At 65.9% G+C, this 18,295-nt stretch carries 13 protein-coding genes; 4 read left to right on the top strand and 9 right to left on the bottom strand.

What is annotated here, in order from left to right:
- Positions 1-4: 4 nt before the first annotated feature.
- Positions 5-829, bottom strand: a complete 825-nt coding sequence (locus JAO74_RS09315) for an MOSC domain-containing protein (protein WP_233150827.1) — start codon at positions 827-829, stop codon at positions 5-7.
- Between the two features lie 66 nt (positions 830-895).
- On the opposite strand from JAO74_RS09315, the gene JAO74_RS09310 reads away from it, so the two are divergent.
- Together JAO74_RS09310 and JAO74_RS09305 are read left to right on the top strand one after the other, a co-directional pair.
- Entirely contained in the window at positions 896-1,900 is a 1,005-nt protein-coding gene (locus JAO74_RS09310) for a glycosyl hydrolase (protein WP_199037255.1), read from the top strand.
- The gene (locus JAO74_RS09305) at positions 1,897-2,994 is read left to right on the top strand and encodes an SGNH/GDSL hydrolase family protein (RefSeq protein WP_199037253.1); all 1,098 of its coding nucleotides are present in this window, start codon (positions 1,897-1,899) and stop codon (positions 2,992-2,994) included. The genes JAO74_RS09310 and JAO74_RS09305 overlap by 4 nt, the downstream gene beginning before the upstream one ends.
- Positions 2,995-3,075: 81 nt before the next feature.
- Here the strand turns inward: JAO74_RS09305 and JAO74_RS09300 are convergent, their stop codons facing one another.
- Together JAO74_RS09300 and JAO74_RS09295 are read right to left on the bottom strand one after the other, a co-directional pair.
- Positions 3,076-3,375 carry a hypothetical protein gene (locus tag JAO74_RS09300; protein WP_056528550.1) on the bottom strand — a complete coding sequence of 100 codons (300 nt, stop codon included), beginning with the start codon at positions 3,373-3,375 and terminating at the stop codon, positions 3,076-3,078.
- A gap of 68 nt (positions 3,376-3,443) precedes the next feature.
- Complete coding sequence (locus tag JAO74_RS09295) at positions 3,444-4,763, bottom strand: amidohydrolase (protein WP_199037250.1); 1,320 nt, start codon at positions 4,761-4,763, stop codon at positions 3,444-3,446.
- 152 nt (positions 4,764-4,915) lie between these two features.
- Here JAO74_RS09295 and JAO74_RS09290 point away from each other — a divergent pair, with 152 nt between their 5' ends.
- Positions 4,916-6,139, top strand: coding sequence for a multidrug effflux MFS transporter (locus JAO74_RS09290; RefSeq protein ID WP_416194297.1), 1,224 nt, complete (start codon positions 4,916-4,918; stop codon positions 6,137-6,139).
- An 11-nt stretch (positions 6,140-6,150) separates the two neighbouring features.
- On the opposite strand, the gene JAO74_RS09285 is transcribed toward JAO74_RS09290, so the two are convergent.
- The 4 genes from JAO74_RS09285 to JAO74_RS09270 form a co-directional block, all read right to left on the bottom strand.
- The gene (locus JAO74_RS09285) at positions 6,151-7,089 is read right to left on the bottom strand and encodes a 3-keto-disaccharide hydrolase (protein ID WP_332908771.1); all 939 of its coding nucleotides are present in this window, start codon (positions 7,087-7,089) and stop codon (positions 6,151-6,153) included.
- Between the two features lie 133 nt (positions 7,090-7,222).
- A complete protein-coding gene (locus JAO74_RS09280; RefSeq protein WP_199037248.1) occupies positions 7,223-8,905 on the bottom strand; it encodes an alpha-L-fucosidase in 1,683 nt (560 codons plus the stop codon).
- Between the two features lie 69 nt (positions 8,906-8,974).
- Positions 8,975-10,048, bottom strand: a complete 1,074-nt coding sequence (locus JAO74_RS09275; protein ID WP_199037246.1) for a LacI family DNA-binding transcriptional regulator — start codon at positions 10,046-10,048, stop codon at positions 8,975-8,977.
- An 80-nt stretch (positions 10,049-10,128) separates the two neighbouring features.
- Positions 10,129-11,580 carry a glycoside hydrolase family 28 protein gene (locus tag JAO74_RS09270; protein ID WP_199037244.1) on the bottom strand — a complete coding sequence of 484 codons (1,452 nt, stop codon included), beginning with the start codon at positions 11,578-11,580 and terminating at the stop codon, positions 10,129-10,131.
- 264 nt (positions 11,581-11,844) lie between these two features.
- Here JAO74_RS09270 and JAO74_RS09265 point away from each other — a divergent pair, with 264 nt between their 5' ends.
- Entirely contained in the window at positions 11,845-14,370 is a 2,526-nt protein-coding gene (locus JAO74_RS09265) for a TonB-dependent receptor (protein ID WP_233150826.1), read from the top strand.
- Positions 14,371-14,392: 22 nt separating this feature from the next.
- Here the strand turns inward: JAO74_RS09265 and JAO74_RS09260 are convergent, their stop codons facing one another.
- Both JAO74_RS09260 and JAO74_RS09255 read right to left on the bottom strand, forming a co-directional pair.
- The gene (locus JAO74_RS09260; protein WP_199037242.1) at positions 14,393-15,838 is read right to left on the bottom strand and encodes a glycoside hydrolase; all 1,446 of its coding nucleotides are present in this window, start codon (positions 15,836-15,838) and stop codon (positions 14,393-14,395) included.
- A 50-nt stretch (positions 15,839-15,888) separates the two neighbouring features.
- Positions 15,889-18,231: a beta-L-arabinofuranosidase domain-containing protein gene (locus JAO74_RS09255; RefSeq protein ID WP_199037240.1), complete on the bottom strand. Its 2,343-nt coding sequence runs from the start codon at positions 18,229-18,231 to the stop codon at positions 15,889-15,891.
- Between the last annotated feature and the right edge of the window lie 64 nt (positions 18,232-18,295).

The following is an 18,295-nucleotide window of genomic DNA, read 5'->3' as shown; positions in this document are numbered from 1 at the left end:
AGGGTCAGACGTTGCCGGCCCCCTCTTCCAGCACCTCCACCTCGTCGCCGACCCGGATCACGCCGGTCCGGTCGGGGATGGCGTTCTGGCCGAACATGACGCCGCCCGTGCCGGCATGACCCATCGCCCGCAGGGTCGTCAGCGGTTCGTTGCCGTCGAGCCGCTCGCCGGTCAGCGGCTGCTGCGTCACGATGATGCACCGCGAACAGGGTTTGGCGATACGCAGGATCGCCCCGCCGATGCGGATGTGGCGCCAGCGATCCTCCGCCCACGGCTCCGCACCGGCAATGACGATGCTGGGTCGGAAGTGCGCCATGGTGACGGGTGTCGCGAGGCGTTCGTTGAGCGCGGCCAACGATGCCTCCGTCGTCACCAGCAGCGGGAACCCGTCGGCGAGGCTGACATGCTCGCCCGGCCGCGACCATGCCGGATCGATCGGACGCAGGCTGTCGTCGGGCTGATAGGCCAGTCGCACGGGTCGGCCGAGCGCCGCCGTCAGAAAGGCATTGGCGGCGGGATTGCCCAGTTGCACCAACAAGGTGTCGCGCCAGACGCTGGCGGTGGTCGTCTCGGCATCGCCGCCGGGTATGGCGGCCTCGCACCGTCCCCGTCGTGGATGATCGAAAACGATATGATCGTCGCCCGCCGTCACGTCCAGCAAGGCCATGTCCGGGAACTGGCGCCTTGTCAGGAAACGGCCGTTCGCATCGATCAGCATCCAGCGGCGGTCGCCCGCGATCCCGCGTTGCTCCACCATGGCCCCGGCCAGCGAATGACCGCGAACGCTTTTGACGGGATAGCGGAACAGGCCGGATAGCTGCATCATCATCGCCCTGTAGCAAAGTGCGATCGATCCGGTATCGATCGATCGCGATTATCCCTTGGAGACGACGGCATGACCGGTTTGACGCGGCGGACCGCAATGATTGGCGGTGCCGCCATGGGCCTTGCCGCGCCGGCGCTCGCGCGGTCGATGCCGTCGCTATCGAATGCGCGCGCGTCCGCCGGGGCCCGGCGACTATATGCGTGGCTGTGGAGCCAATACGGTCGCAAGACGCTGACCGGTCAGCAGGAACAGGGATCGGCGCCGCCGAACCCGCATGCCGAACTCGATTATCTGGAAACGGTAACGGGACGCCTGCCGGCAATTCTTGGCCTCGATTATATCGATCCCGCGGACAACGACGCCGTGAACGCGCGGGCGATCGACTGGTCGCGGAAAGGCGGCATCGTCACCTTATGCTGGCATTGGGGCGCGCCCGACATCGGCGCGGGATACGAGAACTCGAAGAAGGATTTCGACCTGATCGCCGCGCTGCGTTCCGGCACGCCGCAGAACGTGGCGATGCTGGTGCAGATGGACGAGGTGGCGGTACTGTTGCGCCGCCTGCGTGATGCCCGCGTGCCGGTGCTGTGGCGTCCCTTGCACGAATTCAGCGGCGACTGGTTCTGGTGGGGCAAGCATGGGCCGGCGGCGTTCAAGGCGCTGTGGCGATTGATGTACGATCGCTTCACGCGGATGCACGGCCTCGACAACCTGATCTGGGTGCTGGGCTGGGCGGGGCAGAATGTCGATGCCGCCTGGTATCCCGGCCGTGCCACGGTCGATATCGCGGGGGCGGATATCTATGCGGCCGATCACGGCAATCTGGCGCCGATGTTCGCGCAGGTGAAACGCATCGTCGGCGATACGCTGCCCATCTGCCTGCATGAAAACGGGCCGGTCCCGGACCCTGCGCTGCTGGGGGCGGAGGCGGACTGGTTGTGGTTCATGACCTGGCACACCCGCTGGCTGACCGGCGCCGACCAGAACACGCCGGAACTGCTGCGTCGCTATTATGCATCGGATCGCTATCTGACGCGTGACGAACTGCCGGGATGGCTGAAGGACCCCGTATGACCCTGCGTATCGCGATCCTCGCCTCGATCGCCCTGACCACCGCCGCCACCGGTGCCCCGCGACTGGCGCCCGCACCCGATGCCCGCGTCACCGCCGCCGCGTTGCAGATGCACGTCGGCGGCCGTGCGGTGCAGCGTGACGGCAACGCGGTACGGCAATGGCCCGGCACCTATTTCGAGGCGGCATTCCGGGGCAGCGCCGCCTTGCTGAAGGTCGGGACGGGGGATGTCCGGCTTCACGTCCTGGTCGATGGCGTGGCGGTCGGCGATCTGGTGAAGCCCGCGCCCGGCCTATACCGCGTCGATGGCCTCGCCCCCGGCCGTCATGTCGTGCGTGTCGAGGTGGCGAGCGAGAGCCAGTCGGCGCCGACCCAATTCGGCGGACTCTATCCGGCCGATGGTGCCCGCGCCCTGCCGCCGCCATCGCCCCGCGCGCGCCGGATCGAATTCATCGGCGACTCCCATACCGTCGGCTATGGCAACACCGCGACGAAGCGGGACTGCACCGAGAGCGAGGTGTGGCAGACCACCGATACGTCGAGAGGGATCGCCGGCCTGCTCGGGCGGCAATATGATGCCGACTATGCGGTCAACGCCATTTCGGGACGGGGCGTGGTGCGCAACTATGATGGGTTCGCCGCCGATACGCTGCCGATCGCCTACCCCTTTGCGCTGTTCGATCGCAGCGTTCGCGCGGCGCCGGCCGGATGGCATCCGCAGGTGATCGTGATCGCGCTCGGCACCAACGATTTCTCGACCCCGCTAAAAGCCGGCGAGCCATGGCCGGACCTGGCGGCGCTCGATGCCGCCTATGTCAGGCGCTATGTGGCGTTCGTCCGCGAACTGCGCCGGGCAAACCCCCGCGCGCAGATCGTCCTGTGGGCGACCGATCTGGCCGATGGCGAAATCTTGCGCGAGGCGGGTAAGGTCGTTGCCAAGCTGCGATCGGCCGGCGACCGCCGGGTCGGGCTGGTCCCCGTGACCGGGCTGGCGTTCAGCGGGTGCCATGCCCATCCATCGATTGGCGACGACAAGCGCATTGCCGCCGCCATCGACGCCTATCTGGCTGCGCAACCGGCCGTCTGGCGCCGCTGAGCGCCCGCTGTGCTCTAAAGAGTCGCCGGCCGATTGGAGAATGAGGGATAAGACGTGGTTTTGGGCCAACCCCCAAAAAACTCAGGCCCGGTTGACCCGTTCGGTCAGGACGATTTCGCCCTCTACTTCAATGTCTTCGTCATCGCCCAGATCGCTGGTGTCCGGCATCTCGAATTCGGCGCTCCAGTCATAGATGCGTTCCTGACCGCCGCCGTCGATCCAGACCCGGACGGCGCCGCTGGTGATCTCGCCGCCCATCGCCCCGACGAAATCGGTGACTAGGGTATCGGCGGCGCTTTCGTGGTCGGTGCAGCCGGGGATGCTGGCCGGTGCGATCTCTTCGTCCATCTCGATCAGCTGTGCCCAGAATCGTTTCGCCATCGTCCGTTCCCTCTGTGCATGAATGGCCGCCGCCTTGCCGGGCCGGCCGGCTCCGCGCAAGCGCTGGCTCAGCCCGGCAGCAACGTCAGCGCCGCCAGCGTCAGCGTGCGGATGCCGGAGCGGATCGCCGGATCATGGTCCGGCGCGAAATAGGGGGAGTGGTTGCTCGGCACCGGCTGGCCCTTGCTCGCCCAATCGGCCAGCCGCTCCTTCTCGTATCCGCCGATCGTCAGATAGACAGAGGGGACGCCCGCATCGATGAAGGCCGAATAATCCTCGCTGGCCGACCAGCCCGGCTGGCTCGCTGGAACATGCCTTATCCGGTCGCCGCCGGCCGCCGACAGGGCGGTGGCCAGTCTGGCGGCGAGCGTATCGTCGTTGACGACCGCCGCCGTGCCGTGGAGCCGGGTGATCGTCGGTGCCGGCGCCATCGCCATCGTCGTCGACGCCTGTGCCGTCCGCGTCACACCGTCGAGCAGCAACTTCCGCACATCCGCATCGAAGGAGCGCAGGCTGAGCTTCACGACCGCCTTGTCCGGGATGATATTGGCGACGGTCCCCGCCTGGAACGCACCGACGGTGACGACGCCGAACGCGTTGGCGTCCTTTTGCCGGCTGATGACGGTCTGCACGTCGGTGACGAAGCGGGCGCCCATGACGATCGGATCGATCGTCGCGCTGGGCATGGACCCGTGTCCGCCGCGGCCGTTGAACACCACCTCGACCGAGTCCGAATTGGAGCTGACGATGCCGTCCTTGACGATCACCGTTCCCACCTCGTTCGACCCGACATGGACGGCGATGCCCAGATCGGGCTTCGGAAAGCGCGTGAACAGGCCGTCCTCGATCATCGCCGCGGCGCCGCTGACCTGTTCCTCGGCGGGCTGGGCGACGAACATCAGCGTACCCTTCCACCGGTCCTTCATCGCCAGCAGCGCCTGCGCCGCGCCGATCCAGGCGGTCATATGCACGTCGTGACCGCAGCTATGGGCGACGAAGGTCTGCTTGCCCTCGAATGTCGCTTCGGCACGGCTGGCATAGGGAAGACCGGTCTCCTCCTCCATCGGCAGGCCGTCCAGTTCGGTTCGCACCAGCAGCGTGGGACCGGCGCCGTTGCGATACAGCGCGACGAGCCCGGTCCGGCCGACTTTTTCGGTCACGGTGAAGCCCAGCGCGCGCATCCGCTTCGCCAGTACGGCGGCGGTGCGCGTCTCCTGAAAGCCCATTTCGGGGTGGGCATGGAGATCGCGGTAGAGCGCGTCGAGCGCCGGATAATCCTTGCCGATCTGTCCATCGATCGCGGCACGTTCCTCGGCCGGTGTCGCTGCCGCCGCGGCGGTGGGGATTGATGCGAGCATCATGGTGGAGATCAGCAGGGGACGAATCATGGCGATATCCTTGGGCGTAAACGGCGTTGTCGACGGTGACCGGTTGCAGGCGGCCTGACCAGCTATCTCAAGACGCAACGGATCGTCCGGACCTCACATCCGGTGACGGATGACGGGTGGCAATGCGCGCGTCATCACCCTAGGCGGAAGCGATGAACGACCATGCCACCCACGCATCGATGAAACCGGGGGAGTTCGTCGCCTTTATCGCGGCGCTGATGGCGGTCAACGCGCTGGGCGTCGACCTGATGCTGCCGGCGCTCGCCGATATCGGCCATCAGCTCGGCATCGCCACGGCCAATCACCGGCAGTGGATCATCACCGCGTACATGCTGGGTTTCGGGGCCGGTCAGCTTGTCTATGGGCCGCTGGCGGATCGTTATGGCCGGCGACCGATCCTGCTCGTCACGCTGGTGGGCTTCGTGGCGGCGAGCGTGTTCGCGGCGGGATCGCAGACCTTTGCCGGCCTGCTCGGCGCGCGCGTGTTGCAGGGGCTGATGTCGGCATCGACCCGCGTGCTGGCGGTCGCGATCGTGCGCGACCGGTATTCGGGACGGCAGATGGCGCGCACGCTGTCGGTGGCGCAGATGATTTTCTTCCTCGTGCCGATCATGGCGCCCAGTCTGGGACAGGTGTTGCTGGCGTTCGGGCCGTGGCGCTTCATCTTCTATGCACTGGCCGGGTTCGCGGCGTTCGTGCTGGCGTGGACGGTGCTCCGTTTGCGCGAGTCGCTGCCGGTCGACCGGCGCTCGCCGCTGTCGATGATGGCGCTGAAGCAGGCATATCGGCTGACGCTGACGAACCGTTTTTCCGCCGGCTATGCGGTGGCGGCATCGATGACGTTCGGGGGCATCATCGCCTTCGTATCCTCGGCGCAGCAGATCTTCGTCGACGAGTTCCATGCCGGCGAGCGGTTCACGATCCTGTTCGCGATCTGCGCGTTTTCGATGGGGTGCGCGTCGTTCGCCAACAGCCGGCTGGTCGAGCGGCTGGGGACGCGCCTGATCTCGCAATCGGCGTTGTTGGCGTTAATCGGGCTGTCGATCCTGCACCTTCTCGTGATCGCCGCCGGTCGGGAATCGCTGGTGACGTATATGCTGTTCCAGGCGCTCAGCATGACGTGCATCGGCCTGTGCGGATCGAATTTCGGCGCGATGGCGATGGAGCCGGTCGGCCATATCGCCGGCACCGCATCCTCGATCCAGGGCTTCATCACCAGCGTGGGGGCGGTGGTGGTGGGATCGGTGATCGGCCAGTCGTACAACGGAACGACATGGCCGCTCGCGATCGGCTATCTGGGCATCGGCATCGTCGTGCTTGGCATCGTCTATCTGGTCGAAGGCGGCCGGTTGTTTCAGGCGCGCCACGGCACCTGAGCGCGGTCGCTCTAATCGGCGACCATCACGCGCGGCAGGGTGCGGATCGGTTCGACGGTGATGGCGCGGAACCATGTCTCGGCGCCTTCGGATTGCAGCTGGATCTGGCCATGGGTCAGCGGCTGGCGGGTGCCGTCCTGCGCAATGGTGGCGAGGTCGCGCACGTCGGCGACGGGCACGCCGTTGACGACGTGGATGGCCCGGTCGCCGAGCACGTAGAGGTCGAGCGTGTTCCACTGGCCGATCGGCCGTTCCGCATCGGTGGCCGCCTCGACATTCCAGGTCGCGGTGCCGTTGACCATATCGATCGGGCGGCCGCCGACCCGGAACCGAAGGTGCGGCGCGATCAGTGAGGGATCGAACGCCACGGTGGTGCGGGCGCGGACCCTGGTGCCGACGGTGACGGCCATGCCGGTCGAACCCTTCATGATCTCGAATTCGACCGACGGTTGCCACGTGCCGAACACGTCTCCGGGTGTGCCGTGCGTGTGATAGAGCAGGCCGTTATTCGGTGGCTGGCCGATGCGCGGCGGCCACGTCTTCGCGCCCCATTTATATTGGAGCCGGAGGTGATAGTCGCGCAGGTCGTCGCGCTGCACCAGGCTGCCCCACGTCTGGCCCTTGATCCATATGGCTGGCGCGCCGTCCGTCCGTCGCACGGCGAAATCGCCGCTGGTATCGCGACCGGTGCCGATCGGCTTGCTGCCGGGATCGCCGCGATAGGTGACGGCAGGATCGGCATAACCCAGCCATGGCTGCCAGCCGGTCAGGCTGCGTCCGTCGAACAGCGCGGTCGCCTTGCCCGTCGGGCGGGGCAGGTCCGCCAGCGTCAGTCGCTGCGATGCCGATGGCGGATCGCCGGCGATGGCGCGTGCCTGATCTGTCGAGCTTTGCGCCAGCGCGGCGGCGGGCAGGGTAAGGACGACGATCAGGGTTTGGCAGGCGCGCACGATCCGGTTCCTTTGCAGGATGCCGACAAGTGATCGACATGTCGCCGGTGCATAGCGGTTCCCATGGCGTGCGACAGCCGCTCGATGCGTGCCGGCGGAGGTGGATGCCGAACGCAGCCCGCTCAACGATCGATCATGCACCGACCTTGTCGCCCGAAAGAACCAGCGCGACGCCGATCGGGTGACGGGCCGCCGGCGGCAACGTCACCTCCAGCGCGTCGGGCGTGCGGCGGAAGGACAGTGGTTCCGAACTGCCGGGCAGTGTTACCCGCCGAACCTGCCCCCGCAACGTGGGATTGCCGCTGCCGAGCAGCGTCAGCCGAACGACGCCATCGTCCGGCCAGCCGAGGATCAGGGCGTGGAGATCGTCTCCCTTCGTGACGTAGCGGATATCGCGGGCGCCATAGGGGGATATCGGACCGCCTTCCGAAAACAGGCCGGCATTCGCCCTGGTCGGTCCCTCGCCGTATCGCCGCCAGGGGCGGGTGCCGTAGATCGCCGATCCGAACCGTCCCATCCAGTCGGCGATATCCTCGACGATCCGTTCCTCCTTGTCGTCGATCGTGCCATCGCCGCGCATGGGGACCGACAGCATCAGATTGCCGTTCTTCGATACGACATCGCACAGCGTATGCATGACCGTCGCGGCCGATTTGTAACCGCCGCGCTCGTAGAGATCGGCATCGTAATGCCAGTTGCCGAGGCAGGTATCGGTTTGCCACGGGAACCGTTCGATATAGTTCTTCCCGCCCCGTTCGACATCGTCGACGATCCCCATCCGGCGCTGCGGAGGCGTGGTCTTCGCCGTCACCACCGCTTCGAGACTGCCCTGATGCCACCGCATCGACTGGTTGTAATAATAGGCGGTGATATCCAGACCGTATTGCTCCAGCGGCAGATCGAAATTGTCGAAATAGATCATGTCCGGCCGGTACCGGTCGATCAGTTCGCGACAGCGCAGGAACCAGTTCTTCGCGAAGCCGTCATTCGCCGGTACGCCTTCGCTCCACAACCGGTCTGTGCCCTCGTGCCACTCGTTCGCCTCGGCGATCGTCCGGATGCCGTCGGGCATCGGCATCTGGCGACCGGTGTAGAGTTGTTGCGGGTCCAGTCCTTGCCACCATTTGCCGCGACCCTGTGCCGCCGTCAGGCGATCGGCGTCGTAACGCTGGCCGACCCGCGTTCCCTCCGGATCATAGCCATAGGCAGGCTGGTTCCAGTGCCACGCGTGGGCGGAATGGTTCGACACGCCGAAGCGCAGGCCGCGCTCCCGCGCCAGCCGCGCCCAGGTGCCGATGATATCCTTTTTCGGGCCGATGCGGGTCGTGTTCCACGCATGATGCGACGACGCGTAGGTATCGCAATTGTCGTGGTGATTGGCCAGCGCCATGAAATACCGCGCGCCGGCCCGCTGATACAGATCGAGCAGGCGGGCCGGGTCCCAGGCCTCGGCCTTCCACCGGTTCTGCATCTCCATGAAGCCGACGTCCGATGGATGGCCATAATGCTTCAGGTGGTGGGCATAGGCGCGCGTGCCGGGAAGATACATGTCGCGCGCATACCAGTCACCGGCGGCGGGTACGCATTGCGCACTCCAATGTGCCCACATCCCGAATTTGGCGTCACGGAACCAGTCCGGGGTACTGTAGCCCGCCGTCAGCGAGGCCCAGTCGGGGGTGAAGCGGGCGGGGGGCGGCACCTTCAATGCCCGACCCGCGCCATTCGGTGTCGGCAGCGTCCGGATCGATGCATCGGCAGCGGCGCCGGCCAGCATGGCGACGGCACCGCCCTGAATCAGTCCGCGTCTGGTCGTCATGACATCCTCCGATCGATGATTGTTATGGTAGGCGCTCGTGTTCGCTCGACGACGATGCGCTGGTCGGTTTCAGGCGATCGCGCGCGATCCGGGGGGAGCGGTGGATTCCCGCAGCGTGAAGGTCAGATCGAAGAATTCATGGAGCGGCGTCGACCGATCGGCCGGGCCGGCGCCGATCATCGTCAGCAGAACGTCGGTGGCGTGCCGGGCGATATCGGCGATCGGTCGATGGACGGTGGTCAGCGCGGGCGTCAGCATGGTCGCGAGATCGGTGCCGTCGAAGCCCACGACCGAAAGCTGTGACGGCACGTCCACACCGCGATTTGACGCGACCTTCAGCACGGCGGCCGCCATCAGGTCGTTGCACGCGAAGATCGCCGTGGGCGGGATCGGTTGCGACAGCAGTCGTTCCGCGGCTTCGTGACCGGACGCGAAGGTATAGTCGCCCTCGACGATCATACCGGGGTGAAGTGTGATGTCCCGGCGTGCCAGTTCGGCGCGCAGGCCGTTCACGCGTTCCAGCGACGACAACCGGCCGGAAGGGCCAGTGATGACGGCGATCCGGCGATGCCCCAGACCGGCCAGATGTGCCCCCACCGCACCGCCCCCGTCGCGGTCGCGCGAGATCAGCATGGCTGCATACCCGTCGATCGGACAGGACGCGAGCGCCACCACCGGCACCCGCAATCGACGGATCGTCGCGGCGAGCGTGAAGTCCTCCGATGTCGGCGAAAGGACGATCAGGCCATCGACCCGCGACCGGCGGAGGAATGCCCGGACATTGTCGATCAGCGCGTCACCGGACAGCGAAGTGGGGTGGACGAGCAACTCATGACCGGATGGCGCGCATGCCTGGGCAATGCCGTGCTGTACGCGACCCAGGACATGGGCATTTTCATCCCCCTGGATCACGCCGATCAGTCGCGACTTGCCGGAAGCCAGGGCCTGCGCCCGCGCGCTGGGGGTGAAATCCATCTCGCCGATGATCCGCTGCACGGCGATGCGGGTTTCCGCATTGACCTTGGGCGAGTTGTTGATGACGCGCGACACCGTCCTGACCGACACGCTGGCCGCGATCGCCACATCGGTGATGGTGGGTACGCCGCCTTCTGCAGACCATCCGAGGTCCGAACCGTTCGACATGCCTCTAACCCTCTAACCGACCCTGCGGCGTCTATCGTGAAGGCGTCGGCCGATCAAATCGACCGCTTCGGGCGATAGCCTCACCGGCAGAAAGCCCATTTGTCGCAGCGCACGTCGATCGACCGCATCGATCCGACATCGGATATTCCGAACGGCCGACCATCGACCGACGTATCGGTGATCGACAGGTTTCGGATGCCATCGGCGAACGACGGCCGAGCGGATTTTTTCAGCCGCAGTCGATCGATCCGGACGTTCGTCACCGGGCTGTCGGGGCGCCCGACGATGGCGAGCACCCGGCCGACGTCGCCGACGGTGCAGTCGGCGATACCGATATCGCGGATGACCGGGACATGCGTGCCGCCATCACCTTCCTCATAGATCATCCACAACTGGATCAGCGCGGTTTCGACATGGCCCACGGTGATCCGGCGCAACCGGATATCCTCGACGATCCCGCCGCGATAGCCATTGGTCTTGACGATCAGCATCCGCGCCAGTGACGGACTGTTCATCATGCAGTCCTCGACATGGACGTGACGGATGCCGCCGGTCAGCTCGCTGCCGATCGCCACACCGGCATGTCCCTCCCGCATCGTGCAGCGGCGGATCACGACATTCTCGCACGGCATCGCGAGCCGCCGGCCATCGGCGTTGCGACCGGCCTTCAGCGCGATACAGTCGTCGCCGGTGTCGAAGATGCAATCCTCGATCAGGACATCGGTGCAGGATTCCGGATCGCAGCCATCGTTGTTGGGGCCATGGCTGGCGCACGTGACACCGCGAAAGGTGACGTCGCGACAGGCGACCGGATGAAGCAGCCAGAAGGGCGATCCGTTCACGGTCACGCCCTCCATCGCCACGCGACGGCATCGATAGGGCTGGAATAGCGGCGGACGCAACCGGCTGCCCCGCCCGAATACCCGCTCGCCGACCGCGACACCTGCCTCTGCCATGGCGAACAGGCGGGTGCGGTCGGTGGCTTGCCGCTCGCGTTCCGGGGTGTCGTCATAGCGGCCGTTCCACGGGCCTTTCCATGGCCACCAATGGCGATCGTCGGCCCCGCCGTCGATCGTCCCGCCGCCGGTCACCGCCACATCCTCTTCGTCCAGCGCGTAGATCAGCGGATGATAGCCCATCAACTCGACCCCTTCCCACCGGGTGAGAACGGGCGGCAGGTAACGCTCGGATTCCGGGATGAAGCGCAGGACGGTGCCGGCCGGCACGTGAAGCGCGACGCGCGATCGCAGGCGGATCGGCCCGGTCATGCAGGTGCCCGGCGGCAGTACGACCTGCCCGCCACCGGCCGCGACGCAGGCGGCGATGGCGGCGGCGATCGCAGCAGTGCAATCGGTGCGGCCATCGCCCTTGCCACCATGGGCGGCCACGCTTTCGCGATGGCGAGGGATACGGGGCATCCGTATGCGCCGGGCTATGCGATCGGCGGCGGAAGGTTCGGCGCGCGCCGATATCGGTGCGGCCAGCGGCAGGGCAGCGCCAGCGGCCAGCAGGTGACGGCGCGTGGGGGTCATCGATCGCTTCCTTTCAGAACGGCAACGGGAGACGACCGGCATCTTGATCCATTTTGCTCGCCAAGTCGCGACCGGGGACTCGATTGCCGCAATCTTACCAAGATCATTGGCGAAAGCAGCGATCGGGATCGGTCGATGTCGTGGGAGAGACGGTGAGTGTATGATCCTGCTCGTTGCAATCACCGTATCGGTCATCATGCAATCGCCGGTTCCGGGCGAACGCGGTCGTTATGGGCGTGGTCATTAGGCATCGTCGCCATCCCGTTGCCGCTCGCGGCGCAGGATAACATTCCCTCCGCGACCGGCCCGATCGACAGGGCCAGACAGGAGGCGACCGGCAATGATGACGAGGTCGTCGTTCTGGGCCGTCGCATCCCCGGATCGGCCATCCGCGACGTCGATCCGATCGCGGTTCTGGGTCCGGACGACATCAGGGCATTGGGCGCGACCAGTCTGACGGAGCTGATGAAGCGCCTGAAGCCGTTGTCCACGTCGTCCGGTGGGGGCGATCCGGTGCTTCTGCTGAACGGGCGGCGGGTTTCGGGTTTCGGCGAGATGCAGGATATCCCGCCCGAAGCGATCGAGCGCACGGAGATCCTGCCCGAGCAGGATGCGGTACGCTTCGGATTTCCACCGACCGTTCGCGTGATGAACTTTATCACCAGGAAGCAGTTCCGGTCGGTCGCGGTGCAGCAACTGGGCGGAACGTCGACCGAGGGCGGCGGCGCGACCAACTATGCCGAAATCATATCGACGCGCATCGACGGACCGCGTCGTACGTCGTTGAGCGCCTCGCACCTCCGCCAGAACCGCATCCTGCAGAGCCAGCGGGACATCGTTCCCGATCCCGACATTCTGTTCGCCCTGCAAGGGAATGTCACGGGGACGAACAGCGGCAGCCTCGATCCGCGCCTCGACCAGATCGCGGGGCGGCCGATGCTGCAGGCGGGTGTTCCGACCGACCCTGCTGTCCGACAATTGCTGTCGAGTTACGATAATGAGGGGCTGGCAACGACGGACCTCGGCCCTTATCGCACGTTGCAGCCACGTTCGGACACTTTCCGCGTCGATGGAACGGTCGCGGCACCATTGGACGGCAAGATCAGCGGTTCGCTCAACCTGACGATGGAGGCGCAGCGCAGTCTGGGTCTGAACGGTCTGTCACCGGCGCTGTTGCGCGTGCCGGGCGGCAATCCGGGGCTGCCGTTCGCCGATGAGGTCCTTCTCTATCGTTATCTGCCCGGTACTTTGCTCAGGCAGCGAACCACCAATCTGAACCTGCATGGCTCGGGGACGCTTCAGGGCGATTATCGTCGCTGGACGTGGAACGTGACGACCACCTACGACCGGAACCGTAGCGGTGCCCTGACGGATCAGGGTATATCGGTGGACCAGTTGCAGGCGGCGATCGCAGCGGGCGGCGATCCGCTGATGTCGCCGGATGCCGCCGCCCTGTCGCGGCGCATCCGCAACGACAGCCATACGACGACGAACACGGTGGTTGGCGAGGCCGTTGCGAACGGACCGGTCCTGCGCCTTCCTGCCGGGGAGGCAACGGTCACGATGACGACCGACTTCGCGCGATCGACGAGCAGCGGCAGGCAGGATGGGATGGCGGATCAGCCTTTGCGCCTTGAACGAACGACCAGGGGGGCCAGCGTCAATATCGACGTGCCGATCACTTCGCCGGACAAGGACGTCCTTCCGTTTATGGGGCGCCTGTCGGCGAACGGCACGCTGGGGATATCGGGCGTGTCGAATTATGGGCGGTTGGTCACGTCGAACTACGGCTTGAACTGGACGCCGATCCGGGGTGTCCAGTTCAACGCGACGATCAACGATGCCCGGACACCGCCGCCGATCGCGCTGCTAACGAACCCGGTCTTCACGTCGCTGAACGTGCCGTTCTTCGATTTCACGACGGGAGCAAGCGCTCTGGTGACGGTGCTCAGCGGTGGAAATCCCGATCTTTCGCCGGAGCGGCGCCGGGTGACGACACTGGGCGTCGCGTGGCAGCCGATGCGCGACAAGGAGTTTCGGGTAAATCTCGATTATTTCGATACGCAGATATCCGATCAGACCGCCTATCTGGGCGGCGCGACGAGCGATTTTCAGGCTGCGTTTCCGGGGCATTTTCTCCGTGATCCATCCGGTTCGCTCATCCAGGCCGATCTGCGGCCCGTCAACATCGCACGCGAGGACGAGCGGAAACTGAGGGTGTCCGTCAACCTGTGGACGCCAATCGGGCGGGCGCCACCGCCGCCGTCCGACAAAGCCGTCGTGCCGCTCAAGGACGCCCCGCCGCCAAAACCGCCCAAACAACGTCCCAGCCTGTTCGTCTTTCTGACGACCACATGGCGGCTCGACAATCGCCTGATCCTGCAACCTGGGTCGCCGACGCTGAATCTGCTGGACGGCGCGACTTTGACCGGCACCGGGGGGCGGTCCCGTTGGGAGGTGGAGGGCAATGTCGGCGGCATGATCGGGGCGGTCAATCTGGGCGTCTTCGCACGGTTGCAGGGAGCGACACGCGTGCGCAACGATCTGGCCGCGTCGGACCTGCGGTTTTCGGGACGGACATGGTTGGTCGCATACGGCTCACTCGACGCGGAAAAAGTAGTCGGCCGCCCCTGGGCGCGAAAGATGACGCTGAATTTGACGGTCGAAAACCTGCTGAACGACCGCGTCGATGTCCGCGATCGTATCGGCGACACACCCAACCGGTTTCAGAGCGCCTATACCGATCCCATGGGACGCTCCATCAGGCTCGGCGTGCGCAAACTGTTCTGATCCGGTTATGGTGAAAGCGCGGTCAGGAAACGCTGTCGCATCGTCCTCGATAGGCGCCGCGGCGCAGGATCAGCGTAACGATTGCGCGGGGCGGGGCGGTGTTGCCGGCGACGCAGGCGACTGTGCGGGTGGCGTCGGTGACGATCATCTGCGCGCGCCAGCCGGTGGGCAGGGTCAGGCGGCGCGGGTTCAGGCCGGCGTTGACATGGACCATCACGAGCGTCCGGCCATCGGCCGACAAAGCACCCGCCGTATCAAGGTCGTCGACCGGCACCAGTCGATAACCCGGACGGATGAACCGGCTGAACTGCGCCATGGCCCAGTATTTGCGGGTCACATGGATCGCGTGCGCGCCCGTCGGCCCGGCACTCAGGTCAGCCTTGACCAGACCCCAGTTCGATCCCGCACCACCGTTCAGCGTGCTGAGATGCTCGACCGCCTGCCAGAATATCCAGGCGGCAGGTTCGAGTCGCTTGAGATCGGCCACGACATGTTCCGCGAAGGCGAGCGGCGACGCCATGCCCACGAAATCCTCCGGGTCCTTGTCCAGCGGGGCGTCGTTCTCACTCATCCACAGGCGGATGCCGGACGCCCTTGCGGCGTCGCGCACCGCCGTTTGGTGTACCGTGCCATAGCTGTGGACGTTGATCTGGCCGATCCGCGCGCGCGTCGCCGGAGGGTAGGCTGCCCAATCGGCCAGAAACAGGTGCGAGTTGGTTTCGTCGGGCGCGGCGATCGTCGTTTTTAGGCCGCGTGCCTGTAGCGCAGAATAGGTCGCGTCGATCATCGCCGCCTGACGGGCGGGGCTCCAATGCGCGCCTTCCTGCGTGTTGATCGAATACCAGTAATCGGTGTTCGGCTCGTTGACCGGCGACAGCGTGCGAAAGGTGATGTGGTGGCGACGTTGAAGCTCATCGACGGCGCGGGCGAGATAGGCGGCGAAAGCCTTTTCCTGTCCGACGCGCAGATTGTCGTCGGTTCGTCGCTCGGCGCCCGACACGCGGCCGGATATGGTCATGAACCATGGCGGCGAGTTCGAGAATGCCTCGAAGATCGGTTGCTTCACCCGGAGGCGGATCGCGTCCAGCCACCAGCGCTGATGGGCATCGCGCGACCAGTCCCACATCGCTTCGTCGTCAGCGCGCCACCAATCCTTGCCGGTGGCCCCGGCGGGGCGCCGCCAGAAGCCGGGCACCGCCGCCCCGTGACGCAGATAGGGCGGCGTTTCCGGTGCGTCTCCGCCGCCGATATTATAGCGGGCGATCGTCCAGCCGAGCCCGTCGGGACCATAGAGCAGGTCGGCCAGTCGCTGGCGCTCGGAATCGGGCCAACCGCCGGTGACGTTGGCGAACCAGGCGAGGGCGGTGCCCCACCCCTCGAACCGGGTGGATGGCCGATCGACGGCGGGCCGCAGCGTGACCGGGACGGTCGGTTCCTGCGCTGAGGCCGTACCGGTCGCGAACAGCATCAGCGCGGCGACTGCGGTCCTACCGCGCCCTTGCAATCCGATCACGGCGATCAGGCGACCGGCGGGGGTGATGTTGCGCCCGCCGAGACCGTCAGCATTCTGACCTCATAGATGTCGATATCACCCTGCTTGCCCGTGAACGAGATTGTCGCCTGCGCCTTGCCCTGTTCGCCGGCCGAACGGAGGGGATAATCGACCGCGACGAAGCCGGGCTTGCGCGGACCGGGGCGGGTTTCGGTGGCGAGCGGCGTGCCATCGATGCTGATGTCGAACCGCTTATCGATATCCTGTCCCCAATAGACGACCTGCAGCATCGCCGGACCGGGGCGTCGCGCCAGTGTCAGCGTCAACGTCTCGCCGCCCCGCAATTTGCGCGCCGACCGGCCGTTGAGTTGGACGGTTTCGCTGCGCGTGGCGGTGAAGCCGTGATCGCGTTCGGGCTGCATCTCCCCGAGATAGGCGACATCGACCGTTCGCCGCGCGAGTGACTGGCGTTCCGCCTGCGCGCGGAGATAGCCATCCTTCGCGCTTGCCCAGTCGGAGGGTGTGAACGTCGGCAGATAAACGGCGGTGCGGCGGTCATATTGCGCGAAGAACGGCTTGAATTCGAGCGGCTCGCCCAGGGCGGAGCGGGCGGTGAAGCGGTGCGCTCCGGTCGCGGTTCGCAACGCCCCGGTCACCGCGCCTTCGGCGACGAGCGCCGGCCCCAGCCCGTCGAAGGGCTGTGACGCCGGACCGAGATCGGCGGCCAGCACCAGCGGCCCCTGCATGAACGCGACCATCGATGGATCGTCGGGCAGGGCCTCCGTGCGCAACGCCATCGGCATCGTCACGCGAAGACGGTCGCCGGGCTTCCAGATGCGGCTCACGATCGCATAGCCATCGCGGATCGTCGGCGTGATCGTCCGGTCGTTCAAGGCGATCGTCGGTTCCTGCGCCCAGCCGGGTAGGCGCAACGCGATCGCCTGTTCGACACGGGGTGCGCGCCGGATGGTGAGGGTAGCCGCGCCCTCCATCGGCATTTGTGTATCGAGATCGAGCGCGAGCTTCCGGTCCGTCCAGTCCAGCGTGCTGGGAACGTAGAGATTGACGTAGAGCGTATGCGCCGCCCCGGCGCCGATATCGTGCCAATAGATCGAATCGGCATGTTTCGCATGGCTCTCCATGCCCGAACCGACACAGCACCAGAAACTCTCTTCCGCCGTCGAATAGCTGCGCCGTGCGCCCGCCGACAGCGGCATGAAATAGACGAACTGCCCGGTATCGGGTCGCTGATGCGCAAGAATGTGATTGAGTTGGACGCGCTCGTAATAGTCGAACCAGCGTGCGTTCGGTTCCCAGCTGTACAGATGTCGGGTCAGCTTCAGCATATTGTAGCTGTTGCATGCTTCGCACGTCGCCTCGGTGACTCGCTTCGCCAGCTTGTCGGGGGCGCCGAAATGTTCGCGTTCGGAATTGCCGCCGATGACATAGCTGTGGTGATGGGTGACCCGGTCGTGGAAGAAGCGGGCGGCGGTGGCATGGTTCGGATTCCCGGTCAGCTCGTGAAGCCGGGCCAGTCCGATCAGCTTCGGTATCTGGGTGTTGGCGTGCAGTCCCTCCAGTCGATCCACCTGCGCGGTCAGCGGATCGAGCACCGCCTTGTGGCGGATCTTCTCCGCCATGCGCAGCCAGCGGGGATTGCCGGTCAGCGCATGGGTTTCGGCATAGCTGTCGTTCAGGCCGCCATGCTCGGCGCGCAGCACCTGCTGCATCTGCGCGTCCGATAACGGTTCCAGGACGCCGGCGAGATAACCGGCCAGCCCGATCGCGATCGGCAGGGCGCGCGGGTTGGCCGCCAGCGCATGCGCATCGAGCAGACCGGCATGTACCTTGTGCCACGTATATAGCGGCACCCAGCCGCCGTTGAGGTCGAACCCCTGCGTGCGGATATCGCCGCGACGTACCTCTTCGAACACGATCTTGCCATCGACCTGCTTGCCGTCGCGCTCGACCGTCGTGCCGCCGAGATAGCCATCGCCATGCGCGGTCTGGATGCGCGCCATTTCGGCCAGCGCGTGGTCGAGACGGCTGGCGATATCGGTATTGCCGATGTTGGCGACCACCAGCGCGCAGGCAGACAGCCAGTGGCCGAGCGAATGACCGGCGATCCCCTGCGCCTCCCAACCTTCGTACACGGGTTTCGGCGCGGGAAGACCTGCGGACAGATAGAAATTGTGGAGCAGACGTTCGGGGTCGAGCGACAGCAGATAGCGTTGATTGGCCGCGAAGGCGTCGGCGAAGGGCGAAGGCTTCAGTCTGACGTGGCGCATGGGCACCGCCGCAACCCGGCGGACGCGATCGGGGGGCGATGTGGCGATGGTCGTCAGCGCCGCCGCGGGGCCGGCCAACACGAAGACGCTACCGCCTGCCAGCAGGTTCCGGCGCGTGATCGCTTGATTTGATGCGGACGCCGCG

This window comes from Sphingomonas mollis (assembly GCF_016427505.1).
Taxonomy (GTDB): Bacteria; Pseudomonadota; Alphaproteobacteria; order Sphingomonadales; family Sphingomonadaceae; genus Sphingomonas; species Sphingomonas mollis.
Note: the sequence above shows the minus strand (reverse complement) of the source record. Positions and strands in the feature narration are given on the sequence as shown.